Origin of the sequence: Curtobacterium flaccumfaciens (genome assembly GCF_051548005.1) — a bacterium.
In the GTDB taxonomy this organism is placed as follows: Bacteria; Actinomycetota; Actinomycetes; order Actinomycetales; family Microbacteriaceae; genus Curtobacterium.
Genome location: NZ_JBPUGH010000079.1, coordinates 1 through 14680 on the forward strand (window position 1 = coordinate 1; position 14680 = coordinate 14680).

Annotated in this window: 15 protein-coding genes; 3 read left to right on the forward strand and 12 right to left on the reverse strand. The window is 72.8% G+C overall.

Annotated elements, in window-relative coordinates; genetic code table 11:
- Both ACSW7Y_RS10495 and ACSW7Y_RS10500 read right to left on the reverse strand, forming a co-directional pair.
- Positions 1-239 (reverse strand): hypothetical protein (locus ACSW7Y_RS10495; protein ID WP_438126230.1); only part of this gene is annotated, 239 nt, incomplete at its 3' end.
- A gap of 559 nt (positions 240-798) precedes the next feature.
- A complete protein-coding gene (locus tag ACSW7Y_RS10500; protein ID WP_438126231.1) occupies positions 799-1719 on the reverse strand; it encodes a LysR family transcriptional regulator ArgP in 921 nt (306 codons plus the stop codon).
- Positions 1720-1789: 70 nt separating this feature from the next.
- Between ACSW7Y_RS10500 and ACSW7Y_RS10505 the strand changes: the two genes are divergently transcribed.
- Positions 1790-2698: a LysE/ArgO family amino acid transporter gene (locus tag ACSW7Y_RS10505; protein WP_438126232.1), complete on the forward strand. Its 909-nt coding sequence runs from the start codon at positions 1790-1792 to the stop codon at positions 2696-2698.
- A 107-nt stretch (positions 2699-2805) separates the two neighbouring features.
- Here ACSW7Y_RS10505 and ACSW7Y_RS10510 read toward each other — a convergent pair whose 3' ends face one another.
- The 5 genes from ACSW7Y_RS10510 to ACSW7Y_RS10530 form a co-directional block, all read right to left on the reverse strand.
- Complete coding sequence (locus ACSW7Y_RS10510; protein ID WP_438126233.1) at positions 2806-4281, reverse strand: APC family permease; 1476 nt, start codon at positions 4279-4281, stop codon at positions 2806-2808.
- A gap of 160 nt (positions 4282-4441) precedes the next feature.
- Positions 4442-5314: a hypothetical protein gene (locus ACSW7Y_RS10515; RefSeq protein ID WP_438126234.1), complete on the reverse strand. Its 873-nt coding sequence runs from the start codon at positions 5312-5314 to the stop codon at positions 4442-4444.
- A 46-nt stretch (positions 5315-5360) separates the two neighbouring features.
- The gene (locus ACSW7Y_RS10520; RefSeq protein WP_438126235.1) at positions 5361-6281 is read right to left on the reverse strand and encodes an alpha/beta fold hydrolase; all 921 of its coding nucleotides are present in this window, start codon (positions 6279-6281) and stop codon (positions 5361-5363) included.
- Between the two features lie 61 nt (positions 6282-6342).
- Complete coding sequence (locus ACSW7Y_RS10525; protein ID WP_438126236.1) at positions 6343-6855, reverse strand: methylated-DNA--[protein]-cysteine S-methyltransferase; 513 nt, start codon at positions 6853-6855, stop codon at positions 6343-6345.
- Entirely contained in the window at positions 6852-8405 is a 1554-nt protein-coding gene (locus ACSW7Y_RS10530) for a DNA-3-methyladenine glycosylase 2 family protein (protein WP_438126237.1), read from the reverse strand. The genes ACSW7Y_RS10525 and ACSW7Y_RS10530 overlap by 4 nt, the downstream gene beginning before the upstream one ends.
- Before the next feature lie 88 nt (positions 8406-8493).
- On the opposite strand from ACSW7Y_RS10530, the gene ACSW7Y_RS10535 reads away from it, so the two are divergent.
- Positions 8494-9060, forward strand: coding sequence for a molybdenum cofactor biosysynthesis protein (locus ACSW7Y_RS10535; RefSeq protein ID WP_438126238.1), 567 nt, complete (start codon positions 8494-8496; stop codon positions 9058-9060).
- Positions 9061-9214: 154 nt separating this feature from the next.
- On the opposite strand, the gene ACSW7Y_RS10540 is transcribed toward ACSW7Y_RS10535, so the two are convergent.
- The 5 genes from ACSW7Y_RS10540 to folE all read right to left on the reverse strand — a co-directional run bounded on the left by ACSW7Y_RS10540 (position 9215) and on the right by folE (position 13018).
- Entirely contained in the window at positions 9215-9760 is a 546-nt protein-coding gene (locus tag ACSW7Y_RS10540) for a type 1 glutamine amidotransferase domain-containing protein (RefSeq protein WP_438126239.1), read from the reverse strand.
- 110 nt (positions 9761-9870) lie between these two features.
- A complete protein-coding gene (locus ACSW7Y_RS10545) occupies positions 9871-10524 on the reverse strand; it encodes an HAD-IA family hydrolase (RefSeq protein ID WP_438126240.1) in 654 nt (217 codons plus the stop codon).
- Positions 10525-10719: 195 nt separating this feature from the next.
- On the reverse strand, positions 10720-11457 hold the full coding sequence (locus ACSW7Y_RS10550; protein WP_438126241.1) for a pyrimidine reductase family protein: 738 nt from the start codon (positions 11455-11457) through the stop codon (positions 10720-10722).
- The gene (folP, locus tag ACSW7Y_RS10555; protein ID WP_438126242.1) at positions 11454-12392 is read right to left on the reverse strand and encodes a dihydropteroate synthase; all 939 of its coding nucleotides are present in this window, start codon (positions 12390-12392) and stop codon (positions 11454-11456) included. The genes ACSW7Y_RS10550 and folP overlap by 4 nt, the downstream gene beginning before the upstream one ends.
- The gene (gene folE / locus ACSW7Y_RS10560; RefSeq protein WP_438126243.1) at positions 12389-13018 is read right to left on the reverse strand and encodes a GTP cyclohydrolase I; all 630 of its coding nucleotides are present in this window, start codon (positions 13016-13018) and stop codon (positions 12389-12391) included. The genes folP and folE overlap by 4 nt, the downstream gene beginning before the upstream one ends.
- 139 nt (positions 13019-13157) lie before the next feature.
- On the opposite strand from folE, the gene ACSW7Y_RS10565 reads away from it, so the two are divergent.
- Positions 13158-14627, forward strand: a complete 1470-nt coding sequence (locus tag ACSW7Y_RS10565; protein ID WP_438126244.1) for an NCS2 family permease — start codon at positions 13158-13160, stop codon at positions 14625-14627.
- Positions 14628-14680 lie beyond the last annotated feature (53 nt).

Consider the following 14680-nt stretch of genomic DNA (forward strand, 5'->3'; position numbering starts at 1 on the left):
CCGTCACCCTTCCGGACGCTCGCGAAGTCGGTGTCGTCGTGCGCTCCGACGGCCTCGTCGATGGCGTCGACGGCTTCCTTCGCCGCGACGGGGCACGTGGTGCGGGCCGGGTCGTCGCTCGCCGGTCCCTTGCCGACGGGGTTGCCGTTCTGTGCACCGGCGTCGGAGCACCCGACGAGGAGCACTGCAACGGTGGCGGCGGTCATCGCAGCGGCGGCGGTCCTGCTTCTGATCGACATGCCCCCGACGGTGCGCCGGAACGGCTCCGGGCGCCGCCAGGACCGTCCGGAGAGCGCGGTCGGGACCGTCCGGAGCGCGTCGTCCGGGCAGTCCGGCCCCGCTCGCACCGGTCACCCCGCGCGTCGGCTTCGGGTGCCGACGCGTGGGGTGGTGTCGGCGACGTCGGCGACGGGTGGAGCGTGCGGCTGGGTGGGCCGCGGGTGTTCGGTGTTCTCGTGGTGGTGCGCTCGATCGGCGGACGGGTCATCCGCCGGCGCTCCTCCGGGAGGCACGTGGCCGCCCGTCGGGGCACTCCGGCCGGTGGGTGGCCGGCAGGGCGAGCACCTCGGCGGCGGGTGACCGCCGGGGTACCTCAGAGCCTACGGAGCAGGACCGCGCTCCGGGTGGCGCAGACGTGAACGAGCGTCGGATCTGATCGGCTTTGCGTGTTGCCGCGGTACGGTTCCGCGGCGGCGCGGGCCGGTTGCGTGATGCCGCAACCGGGCACCGGTGCGCAGAACGGATGGCGTGCCGAACGGATGGCCAGCCCCCGGGCGGCACGCGCAGCGACGCCCTCGGTCAGCGGGGCGGGTGGAGCCACTCGGCCGCGGTCGCGCGCACCGCCTCCGTCACCCGTTCGAGCAGCGGCGACGCCAGGTTCCACCGCTGCCACCACAGGGCGACGTCCGCGTGCCGCCCGGGGACGAGTTCGACGAGCGCACCGCTGGCCAAGGGCGCCGTGCACTGCGCCTCGGGGAGGAGTCCCCACCCGAACCCGAGGCCGACCGCCCGGGCGAAGTCAGCCGACGTCGGGACGAAGTGTCGCGGGCCGTGGGGCGCGTGCCCGAGCACCGTACGGAGGTACCCCTGCTGCAGATCGTCGTCGCGGTCGTAGTCGACGAGGGGCACCGCGTCGAGACGGTCGAGGACGCGCCGTTCGGACGCGGTACCCGGGTCGAGGTCGCCGAGGTACCGCTCGACGAACGCGGGTGCGGCGACAGCGCGGTACCGGTCGATGCCGAGTGGGATCGACGAACACCCCTGGACGGGATCGGCCTCGGCGGTCACCGCAGCCATGACGGTCCCCGCGCGCAGGAGTTCCGCCGTCCGGTCCTGGTCCTCGCGGTGCAGGTCGAACACCACCTCGCTGTCGGCGCGGACCCGTGCAAGCGCGTCGAGGAACCACGTGCCGAGGGAGTCGGCGTTGACGGCGAGCGGGATCGACGGGACGGAGCCCGTGTCCCCGTCGAGGGCGCGCGCGGTCTCCTCGTCGAGCAGTCTCGCCTGGCGTGCGTGCCGGAGGACGACCTCGCCGGCGGGGGTCGGGACTGCCGGGACGGTCCGGCGGACGAGGACCCGGCCCGCCTGCTGCTCCATCGCCTTCAGGCGCTGCGACACCGCCGACGGCGTGATCGACAAGACCCGAGCCGCGGCGTCGAGAGTCCCGTTGTCGACGACCGCCAGCAGGGTCTCGAGGTGCTCGCGCCGGAACCGGGTCATGTAGCTGAGCTTACGGTGCTACAGGAACGTGAACTGGGCTTCACAGCCGAACGGTCCTACCGTCGGAGACGTGCTCCTCCCCCTGCTCGCCGGCCTCGGCACCGGACTCGCGCTCATCGTGGCGATCGGTGTGCAGAACACGTACCTGCTCCGGCTCGCGGTGTCCGCAGGCCTCCGGGTGGTGACCGCCGCCGTCGTCGTGTGCGCCCTGTCCGACGCCGTCCTCATCGTGGCCGGGGTGCTCGGCGTCGGCGCGGTCGTGGAGCGGTTCCCGATCGCGCTCGTCGTCGTGCGGTTCGTCGGGGCTGCGTTCCTCGTGACCTACGGCGTGCTGGCGGCGCGGCGGGCCCTCCGCCCGTCGGGTAAAGCCCTGCGTCTCGACGACGCCGCGGCAGACGACGGCGTCGCGGTGCCGTCTCGGGACGCCTCCGACGGCATCGAGCCTTCCGGAGCGTCGGCGAACGGCGCGACCGCGCCCTCCCACGAACATCGCGCCCCGGCGGAGCGGGGCGCGATGTCCGCGCCGGGGCGCGACAGGGCCGAGCCCGCGCAGGAGCGCGACGCCGTGGCGGCGGCGGAGTCCGTGGCGGCCCCGGAGTCCACGGGGACCACGGGCGCCGTGACGGCGACCACCGGCCCGACGCGGGCTGCGCGGAGGACGCGCACCGCGCCTCCAGGCCGGGTGCCGACGGTACGCGCGGCGGTGGTGACCATGCTCGTCTTCACGTGGGCGAACCCGCACGTGTACCTGGACACCCTGGTGTTCCTCGGGTCCGTGGCGAACCAGCAGGGACCCGTCGAGCGTTGGCCGTGGACCGTCGGGGCGGTCCTCGCGAGCTGCGTGTGGTTCGCCGCGGTCGGGTTCGGCGGGCGGCTGCTCCGGCCGTTGTTCGCGAAGCCGCTCACCTGGCGGGTGTTCGACGGCCTCGTGGCCGTCGTGATGCTCGGCTTCGGGGTCGCGCTCGTCGTCGGCGCGTAGCGCGAGTCGCACCACGCTCCACGCACCACGCACCGCGGAACGGACACAGCACCGCGCAGATGCGCGGTGCTGTGTCCGGAACCTGGTTCCGCGGGAGGACGTGCGCCCTACTGCAGGCGCTGCCCGACCCGGCTGTGCCGGCGGCTGTAGCCGAAGTAGATCGCGAAGCCGATCGCCAGCCAGATGACGAAGCGCAGCCAGGTCTCGACCTCGAGGTTGAGCATCAGCCAGAAGCAGAGCACCGCGGACAGGATCGGCAGCACCGGCGACCACGGCACCCGGAAGGCACGGGGAGCATCCGGACGCGAACGACGCAGCACGACGATGCCGATCGACACGAGCACGAACGCCGACAGCGTGCCGATGTTGATCATGCCCTCGAGCTTCTCGACGGGGAAGAACCCGGCGAGCACCGCGACGACGACACCGGCGACGACCTGGACGCGGACCGGCGTCTGCGTCCTCGGGTTCGTCTGCGAGAACCAGCGCGGGAGCAGCCCGTCGCGGCTCATCGAGAAGACGATGCGGGACAGGCCGAGGAGGAGCACCATGACGACCGTGGTCAGGCCGACGAGCGAGCCGATCGCGATGATCCCGGCGGCCCAGGGCAGGCCGACGATCGAGAAGGCCGAGGCGAGCGACGGCGAGTCCTCCTGCGCGAGCCGCTGGTAGGACACCATGCCCGTGATGACGACGGACACGGCGACGTACAGGACGGTCACGATGCCGAGCCCGAGGAAGATGCCGCGGGGCAGGGTCTTCTGCGGGTTCTCGGTCTCCTCGGCGCTCGTGGCGACGACGTCGAAGCCGATGAACGCGAAGAACACCAGGGACGCCGCGGCGAGCAGGCCGAAGACGCCGTACTGCGCCGGGGCCGAACCGGTCGCCCAGGACACGAGGGACTGCGTCCAGAAGCTGCCGTCGGCATCCTTCGACGGCGCGGCCGGCGGCACGAACGGCGTGAAGTTCGCGGCCTTGACGAAGAACGCCCCGGCGACGATGACGAACACGACGATGGCGACCTTGACGATCGTGATGACCGCGGAGACGCGCGACGACAGCCGGGTGCCGAAGGCCAGGAGCACGGTGAACACGGCGACGATGAGGACCGGGCCCCACGCGAACCCGATCGGGCCGAGGGCGATCGAGTCGGGCAGCTTGACCCCGAAGACGTCGAACGCGGTGCTGAGGTAGATGCCCCAGTACTTCGCGATCACGGCACTCGCCGTCAGCGTCTCGAGGATGAGGTCCCACCCGACGATCCAGGCGAGCAGCTCGCCCATGGTCGCGTAGGTGAACGTGTACGCGGATCCCGCGACGGGGATCGTGGAGGCGAACTCGGCGTAGCACATGATCGCCAGGCCACAGGTGACGGCGGCGAGGATGAACGACACGATGACGCTCGGCCCGGCGAAGTTCGCGGCGGCGTTCGCACCGACGGAGAAGATGCCGGCGCCGACCGCGACCGCGATCCCCATCGCGGCGATGTCGAACGTCTTGAGGGAGCGCTTCAGCGAGCGTCCCTGCTCTTCGGAGTCGGCGAGGGAGGCCTCGATCGACTTGACACGGAGCGGTGTTGCCATGGGGTGGTTCCCGTCATCGGCTGGGCGGCGGACCCCGTGAGGGTACTGGTGTACCACCCCGCCACGCAAAGCGTCCGCGCGGACGGTCCTTCCACCCCGGAACGGCCGGGAGGCGCGGCTCGCCTCCGGTGCGCCGCCGACGCCCGGCGGTCGACCCGCGTCAGGCCGCGCGGGTCCAGTCGCGCAGGAAGCGTGCGCCGGCCTCGTCGTGGATGACGCCCTCGGCAGCGGTGAGCACCGGGTACGGCGTCGCCGGGACCCCGTCGGACGGTCGGACGTCCACGTGCGCGACGTCGTGGCCGTTGGCGTGCAGCCAGTCCGCCATCGCGTAGTCGCTCCGGGAGTCGCCCATCGTCCGCCAGGCCACCGGCAGCTCGCCGTCGGCCGCGAGCAGCTCGAGCGACCGCTCGGCCCCGAGGTCCTTGCCGCTCCGGTCCGACTCGACGTCGGTCGAGATGATCGTCGGGTCGACCCGCCAGTCGACACTGCCGTCGTCGGCCGGTCGGACGTCGTCGAGCCGGCGGACGCCGAGCCCCCGACGGACGAGCGCCGCCATCGCCTTCGCGTCGAACTCGGCCTGGCGCGCGAGGTACGTGGCGTTCGGCACCTCCACGCGCTGCTCGATGGAGACCATCGCACGCTTCGTCTCGTCGAAGAACACCAGATCGGCGTACTCGGACCGGACCAGCTCGCGCATCTCGTCCGCGTAGTCACGGGGCAGCGCGAGGTCGTCGGCGACCGTGAGCTCGCCCATGCCGCCCTCGTACTGCGGGCCGATCGAGCACCAGACGGCGCCCTTCTCGCACACGGCGTGCACGCGGGTGCCCTCGGCGAGGCCACCGGCGAGCAGCGGCGCCACGACCTCGGCGCGGATGAAGGCGTCGCTCCGGCCGGTGTTGAAGACGATCGGGATGCCCTCGGCAGCGAGGGCGACGAGGTCCTCGACGATGCTCGGGATCGCGATCGTCCGGGTCACCGGGCTCGCGATCGGGCCGTCGACGTCGAGCAGGAGGCCGAGACGGGGTGCAGTCACGCTTCCATCCTCGCAGGAGTACTGCCCCGCAGAGGACGGGGCGCGATCACGGCTCCGTCGTCGTCGGCTGCGCGGCCCCCACGAACCGGTCGACCGTCCGCCGGACCACCGCGGGCTCGGGCCGGTGCCACTGCCCGGCGAGCTGCACGTGCGTGGCCCCCGGGATCGCGTCGGCGAGCACCCGCGCTGCCTGCCCCATGAAGTCCGGGCCGCTGTCCCCGGAGGCGACGAGCACCGGCACGCCGACCGCGGCCGCGACCCGTTCGGGGATGACGAGCCCGTTGAGCACCCGGACGTCCCGTGGCAGCACGTGCGCGTCCCCGAGCAGGGCCGACCAGACCGCGGGCCGGAGTCGGAGCAGGGCGACCTGACCCATCGGGACGCCGAGGACGTGGGCGAGGAACGCCCGGACCGTCTGGGACCGCCGACCCACCGCGACGTGCTCGTCGAGCAGATCGGCGAACACGACGTCGTCCACGTGGTGTTCGACGCTCGCCCGGAACGGCGGTTCGAAGAGCACCGCACGGGTGATCGGGACGCCGGCCGCGAGCCCGTGCAGCAGCACCCCGGCACCGACGCAGGCACCGAACGCCGCGACGGGGCCGGGGACCGACTCCACGACGGCGAGCAGGTCCTCGACCTCGCGCTCGATCGCCCACGGTCCGGTGTCCCCGGACGCGCCCCGACCCCGCCGGTCGTACGTGACGACGCGGTACCGGTCGGCGAGGGCGGCGACGAGCCGATCGAGGTAGGGCGTGCCCCGGTGGTCGAAGGCACCCCCGACCAGGAGGAGCGAGGGGCCGTCGCCGGTCTCGGTCACCGCGAGCACGGTGCCGTCGGCGGACACCACGGTCCGGTCGACGGAGGGGGACGGCGGGACGGGTGGGTGCATGTGGTCCTCGAGGGTCGTGCGACGGCGGTTCGCCGGGTCCTCGGGACGGACCGTGCGTGAGGTCTTCTCGAGCATGGCAGCACTCCGGGCACGCGCCAACACCCGCAACCAGGGGGAGGACGGTGCGGTGCAGCCCTCAGACGAGCGCCGTGGTGCCGACCGACTCCCGTTCGAGCAGCGACCGCTTGACGTCGAGCCCCCACGCGAAGCCGCCGAGCGTGCCGTCGCTCCGGAGCACCCGGTGGCACGGCACGAAGAGCGCCGGGGCGTTCCGCGCGCACACGCTCGCTGCCGCCCGCACCGCGTCCGGCCGCCCCATCGCGGCAGCGAACTCGCGGTAGGTCAACACCGCGCCGGCCGGGATGAGCCGCAGCTGCCGCCACCCCTCGGTGAACAGCTCGGTGCCGGCCTGCCGGACGGGCACCTGCATCGCGTGCTCGACCTCGCCAACGTAGAACGCGTCGACGGCCTCGGCGGAGGCGACCCGTCCGTCGACCACCCGATCGGGGCGGTGTCGTTCGGCCAGTCGGCCGAGGATCCGCTCGAAGGAGTCGGTCCAGCCCGAGGCGAGGACCCGCCCCTCGGGGTCCTCGAGCACGGTGAAGGGGCCGTCGGGGGTGTCCAGCGTCTGGATGGTCGCGTCGGTCATCGTTCGTCCTTCCGGGCGGCAGCAGCCGCGGTCGTCATGTGGCTGACGCCGGCCGTCGCCATCGCGCGGTCGACGATCGGTCGCCAGCAGTGCATCGTCAGGTAGCTCCGCCACGGCGCCACCTGCTCCGACCGTAGGGAGAGCTCGCGCACGGCACCGGGCAGCCCGAGTTCCTGTGCACCGTTCCGCACCGCGAGGTCGCTGTGGAGGAACAGGTCGGGGTGGTGTCGCACACGGAGCGCCACGTAGTCCGCGGTCCACGGTCCGATCCCCTTCACGGCGAGGAGTCCGGCGCGGAGCTCCTGCACCGACTGTCCGGGATCGACGACGAGGGACCCGTCGGCGAGCGCGGCGGCGACGCGGAGGATCGTCTGGACGCGGGCAGCCGGTCCGCGGAGCACCGTCGCTCCCTGGTCCGCGATCACGTCGACCGTGGGGAAGAGCCGTCCGCCCGGGAGCACCGACTCCGGCGTCACCGCCCCGAGCGCCCCGACGAGCCGCGTCTGCGCGGTCCGGGCGGCGGCCACCGAGACCTGCTGCCCGATGAGCGTGCGCACGACCACCTCGTGCGGGTCCACTGCACCGGGCAGGCGGATGCCCGGGACGCGGCCCACGGCGGTCGCGAGCTCGGGGAGGGTCGCGAGGACGGAGTCGACAGCGATCGGATCCGCGTCGAGGTCGAAGAGTGCGCGGACGCGCGCGACCAGCACGGGGAGGTCCGACAGGTCCTCGACCCGCACCTGCAGGTCGATGCCGACCGCTCGCCCGGCGGCGGCCGTCGCGCGGAACCAGCCAGTGCCTCCCGGCAGGGACACCAGCCGTCCGTAGGACGAGACCCGACCGTCGGGGCCGACGTCCACCTGCTCCGTACCCGGCAGCGCGTGCAGTGCGTGCCACTCGAGGAGACCCTGCGCGTCGAACGGCGCGCGGGCCGGCAGGTGGACGTGGAGCGCGCCGTCGGCCACCGGTCGGAGGGTGCGCCGGGCGCGGAGCTCGGAAGGCGTGACGGCGAAGACCTCGCGCACGGTGTCGTTGAACTGGCGGACGCTCGCGAAGCCGGCGGCGAAGGCGACGTCCGCGATCGGCAGGTCCGACGAGGTGAGGAGCGTGCGCGCGGTCTGTGCGCGGTGGGCGCGGCTCAGCGCCTTCGGTCCGGCGCCGAGCTCGGCGGTCATGATCCGGCCCAGCTGCCGCTCGGAGTAGCCGACGCGGGCAGCGAGTCCGGGGACGCCCTCACGCTCGACCACGCCGTCGAGGACGAGGCGCACCGCGCGGCCGGCGACGTCCTCGCGGAGGTCCCACTCGGGGCTCCCCGGCGTCGCCTCGGGCAGGCAGCGCTTGCAGGCACGGAAGCCGGCGAGGTGTGCGGCGGCGCTCGTCCGGTAGAACGTGATGCCGGACTCGCTGGGTGCGCGCGCCGGGCACGAGGGCCGGCAGTAGATGCCGGTGGAGTGGACGGCGGTGACGAACTGGCCGTCGAACCGCGCGTCGCGCGAGGCGACGGCGCGGTACCGCTCGGCGTGGAGCGCGGCGGCTGCGGTCGTGGACATGCGTCCAGCGTCGCACGGCTCACCGACATCGACTGGCGGGAATCGGACACGGCAGCGACGGCCGGGAGGCACGGCTAGCGTTGGCCGCATGACCTCCGCGGACGACCCGGTCGCGCCCGACGGGCTGCCCTGCCGGACCGACGTCGTGGTCGCGCTGCTGCTCGCGTCGCCACGGCACCGGTACGAGGGGCGTCCGGCCGACGGGGCGCTGCCGGCCGACCCGTCGATGCCCGAGCTCCGGGACCACGTCGAGCTGCGGGCCGGGCTCGGCGTCGTGGGCGACCGCTACTTCGCCGCCCGGGCGCACGTGCACGCGAGCGTCACGGTGGTCGGGCTCGAGGGCCTCGAGGACGTGGCGCGCTCCCTCGGGGCGGTCGTCGACCCGGCGGCGACCCGGCGGAACGTGTACCTGCGCGGTGCCGACGTCGAGGCGCTGCGGGGCCAGCCGTTCGCACTCGACTCCGGGTCCGGCGTGGTGCGGTTCCGCGGGTACCGGCCGGCGAACCCATGCGCGTGGATGGACCACGAGGTGGCGCCGGGGGCGTTCCGGGCGATGCGGGGACGGGCGGGGATCCGGTGCGACCCGGAGTCCGACGGAGTGCTCACCCTCGGACCCGCGACGCTGTGGACCGCGGTGCCCGTCCCGCTGACCTGAGCGCGTCACGTCCCGTCCCGCTGTCCTGAGCGGTCACGTCCAGTCCCGTTGTCCTGGGCGATCACCGTCCCACGCCGAGACTCGGCACCGCGGACTGTTCCGCGCTGCCGGAGGCCGCGCGGTGTCCGCCGAGCCGAGTCTCGGGCCAGCGGTGTCAGGCCGTGAGCGCGTGCTCGATCGCGTCGACGAACGCGGGCAGGTCGTCGGGGTTCCGGGAGGTGATGAGGCCGCCGTCGACCTGGACCTCCTGGTCGACCCACTCGCCACCGGCGTTCCGGACATCGGTCTGCAGCGACGGGAAGGACGTGATCGTCTTGCCGGAGACGACCCCGGCCTCGATGAGGGTCCACGGGCCGTGGCAGATCGCTGCGACGGGCTTGCCGGCCTCGGCGAAGGCCTGCACGAGCGCGACCGCGTCGGAGTCCTGGCGGATGGTGTCCGCGTTGATCGTGCCGCCGGGGACCACGAGCGCGTCGTAGTCGCCCGCGCCGCTGACACTGCCGATGGTGGTGTCGGAGGGCACCGACTTGCCCGGGTCCTTGTCGCCGACGAGGGTCTCGATCGAGCCGGATTCCTGCGCCGCCACGGTCACGTCCGCGCCGCGTTCACGGAGCTGGTCGGTGGGGACGACGATCTCGTCCTGCTCCACGCCGTAGTTCGTCGCGATGACGAGGATCTTCTTGCCGTCGAGGGCTGCCATGGTCACTCCTTCCGCGGCCCGGTGGTTCCGGCCGCCAGACTCCACGGTCGTCGGGCGACCCTGGGCGTGCTCGCAGTCGGCAGGTCCTCCCCAGCTCCGAGCGGGTCTGCTCAGCCGCGGATGCGGAAACCGGACCCTTCGGGCTCGACGGTCAGTCCGTCGTACCCCGCGATGCGCGGCAGACCGGCCGTGACGTCGGCCTCGAGGGTTCCCACCACGACGGTCGTCGCGCCGGAGGCGAGTGCGGCCTCGACCCCGGCGGGAGCGTCCTCGAACGCCAGGCACCGATCGGCGGGCACCCCGAGCAACTCGGCGCCGCGGAGGTAGCCCTCCGGGTGCGGCTTGCTGCGCTCGGCGTCCTCGGACGGCACGAGCGCGTCGGGCACGGGGACACCGGCGGCGATCATCCGCTTCACGGCGAGCTCCCGCGGCGCGCTCGTGACGAGGGCGACCGGGACGCCGAGGTCCTGCAGGCGGCGGACGAACGCGCCGGCGCCGGGGACCTCGATGATCCCGTGCACGTAGTCGATCTCGGCGGCGATCATCGTGTCGACGATCACCTGCTGCTCGTCGCGCGGGAGGTCGGGCAGGAAGCGCTGGATCGTGTCGATCGTCTGGCGGCCGTGCGAGAAGCCGAGGATCTCCACCGGGTCGAGGCCGTGCTCGTCGCCGAACCGGGTCCACGCCGCTTCGACGACGGCGGTCGAGTCGACGAGCGTCCCGTCCATGTCGAACAGGACCCCGGACACCACGACGTCGATCACACGTCCGACCCTAGCGGGCGCCCGCGCCACGAGACTCGGGCCGGGTACCGCGAGACTCGGGCCCGGCCCCACGAGACTCGGGCCCGGCGCCACGAGACTCGGGCAGGCGGACGAGTCTCGTGTCCGTGCGCACGAGACTTGTCCCCCAGCACGAGACTCGGCCCACGTCGGGCACCGACCCCAGCGAGCGCAGCGTCAGGCGCGCACGTACCGCGTCAGCAGCACCCCGCCGTCGCCGAGCAGCACGTGCGCGGGCCGCAGGCGCCGGAGTCCGGCAGACGACCCTGTGGCGATCCGCGGACCCTCCCCGCCCTCGAGTGTCGGATCGATCGTCAGGGTGAGTTCGTCGACCAGGTCCGCCGCGATGAGCGCCCCGAAGAACGACGGCCCTCCCTCGCAGTGGATCCGGTCCAGACCCCGGTCGGCCAGTGCCCGCACGACGGCGGCGACGTCCACGGAGTCGTCGCCGCACGCCACGACGTCCGCGACCTCGGCGAGCGCCCGCCCCCGGTCCGACGACGCGCCGGACGCAGAGGTCAGCACGACCGGACGGACCGGCGCCTCGGTGAACACCCGCGACGACGGATCGAGGCCCGCCGAGCCCGTGACGATCGCGAACACCGGGTGGTCGGGCAGGCCGTGCGCACGACGCCAGTCGACGTCGGCGTCGTGCAGGACCATCGGCCCGTACTCCTCGTCGCGGACGGTGCCGGCGGCGACGAGGACCACGTCGGCCGTGCGGCGGAGCAGGTCGAACACGCGGAGGTCGTCGTCGCCGCCGAGGTCCGCCGTCCGACCGCCCGCCGAGGCCGAGCCGTCGAGCGTCGTGACGAAGTTCACACGCAGCCAGGGGCCGTCGGGGACGCCGTCCGAGTAGCGCGCGAGCAGGTCGTCGTCGGAGCAGTCGGCGATGGACGGGGGCAGGGTGTTCACGTGTTGTGCCTCGCTTCCACGGGTTCGCGCCAGCCGAGGACCGCCTCGACCATGCGCATCGCGTCGACGCTCTCGACGACGTCGTGCATCCGGACGATCCGCGCGCCGAGCATCGCACTGACGGTGGCGGCGGCGAGCGAACCCGACAGCCGTTCTCCCCGGGGACGCCCGAGTGACTCCCCGACGAAGTCCTTGTTCGACACCGCGGCGAGCACCGGGTAGCCGAGCGCGACGACCTCCGGCAGGCGACGTGTCAGTTCGAGCGTGTGCACCGTGTTCTTGTTGAGGTCGTGTCCGGGGTCGACGATGATCCGCGACTCCGGGATGCCCGCCGCGAGCGCCCGGTCGACCCGCTCGCGCAGGAAGTCGACGACCGAGGCCGTCACGTCGTCGTACGTCGGCGGCGACGGCAGCTCCTGCCGTGGCGGAGCGATCGAGTGCGTGATGACGATCGTCGCGTCGGAGTCCGCGACCACCGCGGCCATCCGCGGGTCCGACAACCCGGTGGTGTCGTTGACCACGCTGGCGCCGGCGGCGATCGTGGCCTCGGCGACCTCGGGACGGAAGGTGTCGACCGAGATGACCACGTCGGACTCCTGCGCGAGCTGGGACACCACCGGCAGGACCCGGTCGAGCTCGTCGGCCGCGGAGAGCTCCGGCCCCGGTGCGAACTTCACGCCCCCGATGTCGACCCAGTCGGCGCCCTGGTCGGCGGCACGGACCGCGGCGGCCACGGCCTGGTCGAGTGCGAACGTCGCACCCCGGTCGTGGAACGAGTCGGGTGTGCGGTTCACGATCGCCATGACGGCGACGCGGTGGTCGAAGTCGAACGTCCGCCGACCGATGGTGCGGACGGGGTCGCGCAGGTCCGGCACCACCCAGCCGGGTCCGGTCGCGACGACCTGGAGGCTCGGACCGCGCTGCTCGGTCGTCATGCGTCCGCCCCGTGGTCGGCCCCGGCGGCGGAACCGCCCGCCGTCCCGATGCCGGCGCCGATGAGCGCGATCGCCTCGGCGCGGCCGGCCGGCGTGGCGAGGGTCCCGGTGGCGGCGACGGTCACCGTGGTCGAGCCGGTCTGGCGTTCGCCGCGACTGGTGACGCACTGGTGTTGGGCGTCCAGCACGACGAGCACGCCGGTGGCGTCGAGGCCCTCTGCGATCGTGGCTGCGACCTGCTCGCCGAGCCGCTCCTGGAGCTGCGGGCGGGAGGCCACGGCGTCGAGCACGCGCGACAGCGTGCCGAGGCCGATGAGCTGGTCGCCGGGCGCGTAGGCGAGGTGGGCAACGCCGATGAAGGGCAGCAGGTGGTGCTCGCACATCGAGCGGAACTTGACGTCGCGGACGATGACGAGCTGGCCGCGGTCGCCGTCCTCGGCGTGCACGACGCCGTCACGGGCGATCGCGACGGCGTCGGTCCCGATGCCGGAGAAGAACTCCGCGTAGGAGTCCGCGACGCGCGCCGGGGTGCGGGCGAGCTCGGGGCGGTCGGGGTCGTCGCCGACGGCGAGGAGGAGCTCGCGCACGGCGGCTTCGATGCGCGCGCGGTCCAGTCGTTCGTTCACGTCCTCATCCAACACCGTCGCTGGCCGCAGAACGCGAGCGGGCACCCGAGGTGACGTACCCCGTCGAGGCGAGCCGCGCCTCCAGGTCGACGCCCCCGGCGCGACGCGCCGCGCTCCCAGCGTTCTGTAAACTCGTCCGGTGAGCGCCCAGCAGACCGACACGCCGCCCCGGAACCGCTTCGCGTCCGGCCTCGACCGCTACTTCTCCATCACGAGCCGCGGGTCGACGATCCCCCGAGAGATCCGTGGTGGTCTCGTCTCCTTCGTGACGATGGCCTACATCGTCATCCTCAACCCGCTGATCCTCGGTGGGTTCAGTGCCGACCAGGCCGCCAAGGACGTCAACGGTGGTTGGCTCGAGAACGCCCAGGTCGCGGCGGCGACGGGCCTCGTCGCCGGACTCATGACCATCGCGATGGGCGTCATCGCCAACCTGCCGTTCGGCATCGCGGCGGGTCTCGGCATCAACTCGTTCCTGGCCGTCAGCGTCGTCAAGCAGGTGACCTGGGCCGAGGCGATGGGACTCGTCGTCATCAACGGCATCATCATCGTCATCCTCGCGCTGACGGGCATCCGGACGATGATCTTCACGGCCGTCCCGGCGCAGCTCAAGGCCGCGATCACGGTCGGCATCGGCCTGTTCATCGCGTTCATCGGGCTCGTCGACTCCGGCTTCGTGCGGTCGTCCATGATCGCCTCGCCGCCGCTGCAGCTCGGTGAGGACGGCTCCGTCGGGGCGCTCCCGACGATCGTGTTCCTCATCGGCCTGATCATCATCGGCACGCTCATGGCCCGCAGGGTCAAGGGCGCCCTGCTCATCGGCATCGTGGCGACGACGATCATCGCGATCATCCTGCAGGCGATCTTCCAGGTGCCGACCTCGGTCGACTCGAAGACCGGCTGGAACCTCAACGCCCCTGGACTCCCGTCCGCCCTGTTCGCCGTGCCCGACCTGTCGCTCGTCGGTCACTTCGACTTCGGCGCCTTCAGCCGCATCGGCCCGCTCGCCGCGTCGATGCTCGTGTTCACCCTCGTCTTCACGAACTTCTTCGACGCGATGGGCACCATGACCGGGCTCGCGAAGGCCGCCGGTGTCGCGCACCCCGACGGCACGTTCCCGCGGCTCAAGTCGGCGCTCGTCGTCGAGGGCGTCGGAGCGATCGCCGGCGGTGGTGCCTCGGTGTCGTCCAACACGGTGTTCATCGACTCGGCGTCCGGCATCGGCGAGGGCGCCCGGACGGGCATGGCCTCGGTCGTGACCGGCGTGCTGTTCCTGGCGTCGATGTTCCTCACGCCGCTGACGCAGGTCGTCCCGCTCGAGGTCGCCGCCGCCGGACTCGTCGTCGTCGGTGCGCTCATGGTCGCGCAGGTCGCGGACATCTCGTGGACGGACTTCGGGTCGGCACTGCCGGCGTTCCTGACGATCGTCGTGATGCCGCTGACCTACTCGATCGCGAACGGCATCGGCGCGGGCTTCATCAGCTGGGTGCTCATCAAGCTGCTGTCCGGCCGCGGCCGCGAGGTCTCGTGGCTGCTGTACGTCGTCGCGTTCGGCTTCCTGCTGTACTTCGCGCGCGGGCCACTGGAGGCGCTGCTCGGCGTCGGCTGACGCGGGCGCACCCCTTCCGCGAGGGCGACGGTCCTCGGTGACCTGGTCACCGA

Coding starts and splice junctions, on each gene's coding strand:
- ACSW7Y_RS10510 (WP_438126233.1), bottom strand. CDS start 4,281: ATGGCAACACCGCTCCGTGTCAAGTCGATCGAGGCCTCCCTCGCCGAC.
- folP (WP_438126242.1), bottom strand. CDS start 12,392: ATGACGACCGAGCAGCGCGGTCCGAGCCTCCAGGTCGTCGCGACCGGA.
- ACSW7Y_RS10520 (WP_438126235.1), bottom strand. CDS start 6,281: ATGCTCGAGAAGACCTCACGCACGGTCCGTCCCGAGGACCCGGCGAAC.
- ACSW7Y_RS10525 (WP_438126236.1), bottom strand. CDS start 6,855: ATGACCGACGCGACCATCCAGACGCTGGACACCCCCGACGGCCCCTTC.
- ACSW7Y_RS10530 (WP_438126237.1), bottom strand. CDS start 8,405: ATGTCCACGACCGCAGCCGCCGCGCTCCACGCCGAGCGGTACCGCGCC.
- ACSW7Y_RS10500 (WP_438126231.1), bottom strand. CDS start 1,719: ATGACCCGGTTCCGGCGCGAGCACCTCGAGACCCTGCTGGCGGTCGTC.
- ACSW7Y_RS10535 (WP_438126238.1), top strand. CDS start 8,494: ATGACCTCCGCGGACGACCCGGTCGCGCCCGACGGGCTGCCCTGCCGG.
- ACSW7Y_RS10540 (WP_438126239.1), bottom strand. CDS start 9,760: ATGGCAGCCCTCGACGGCAAGAAGATCCTCGTCATCGCGACGAACTAC.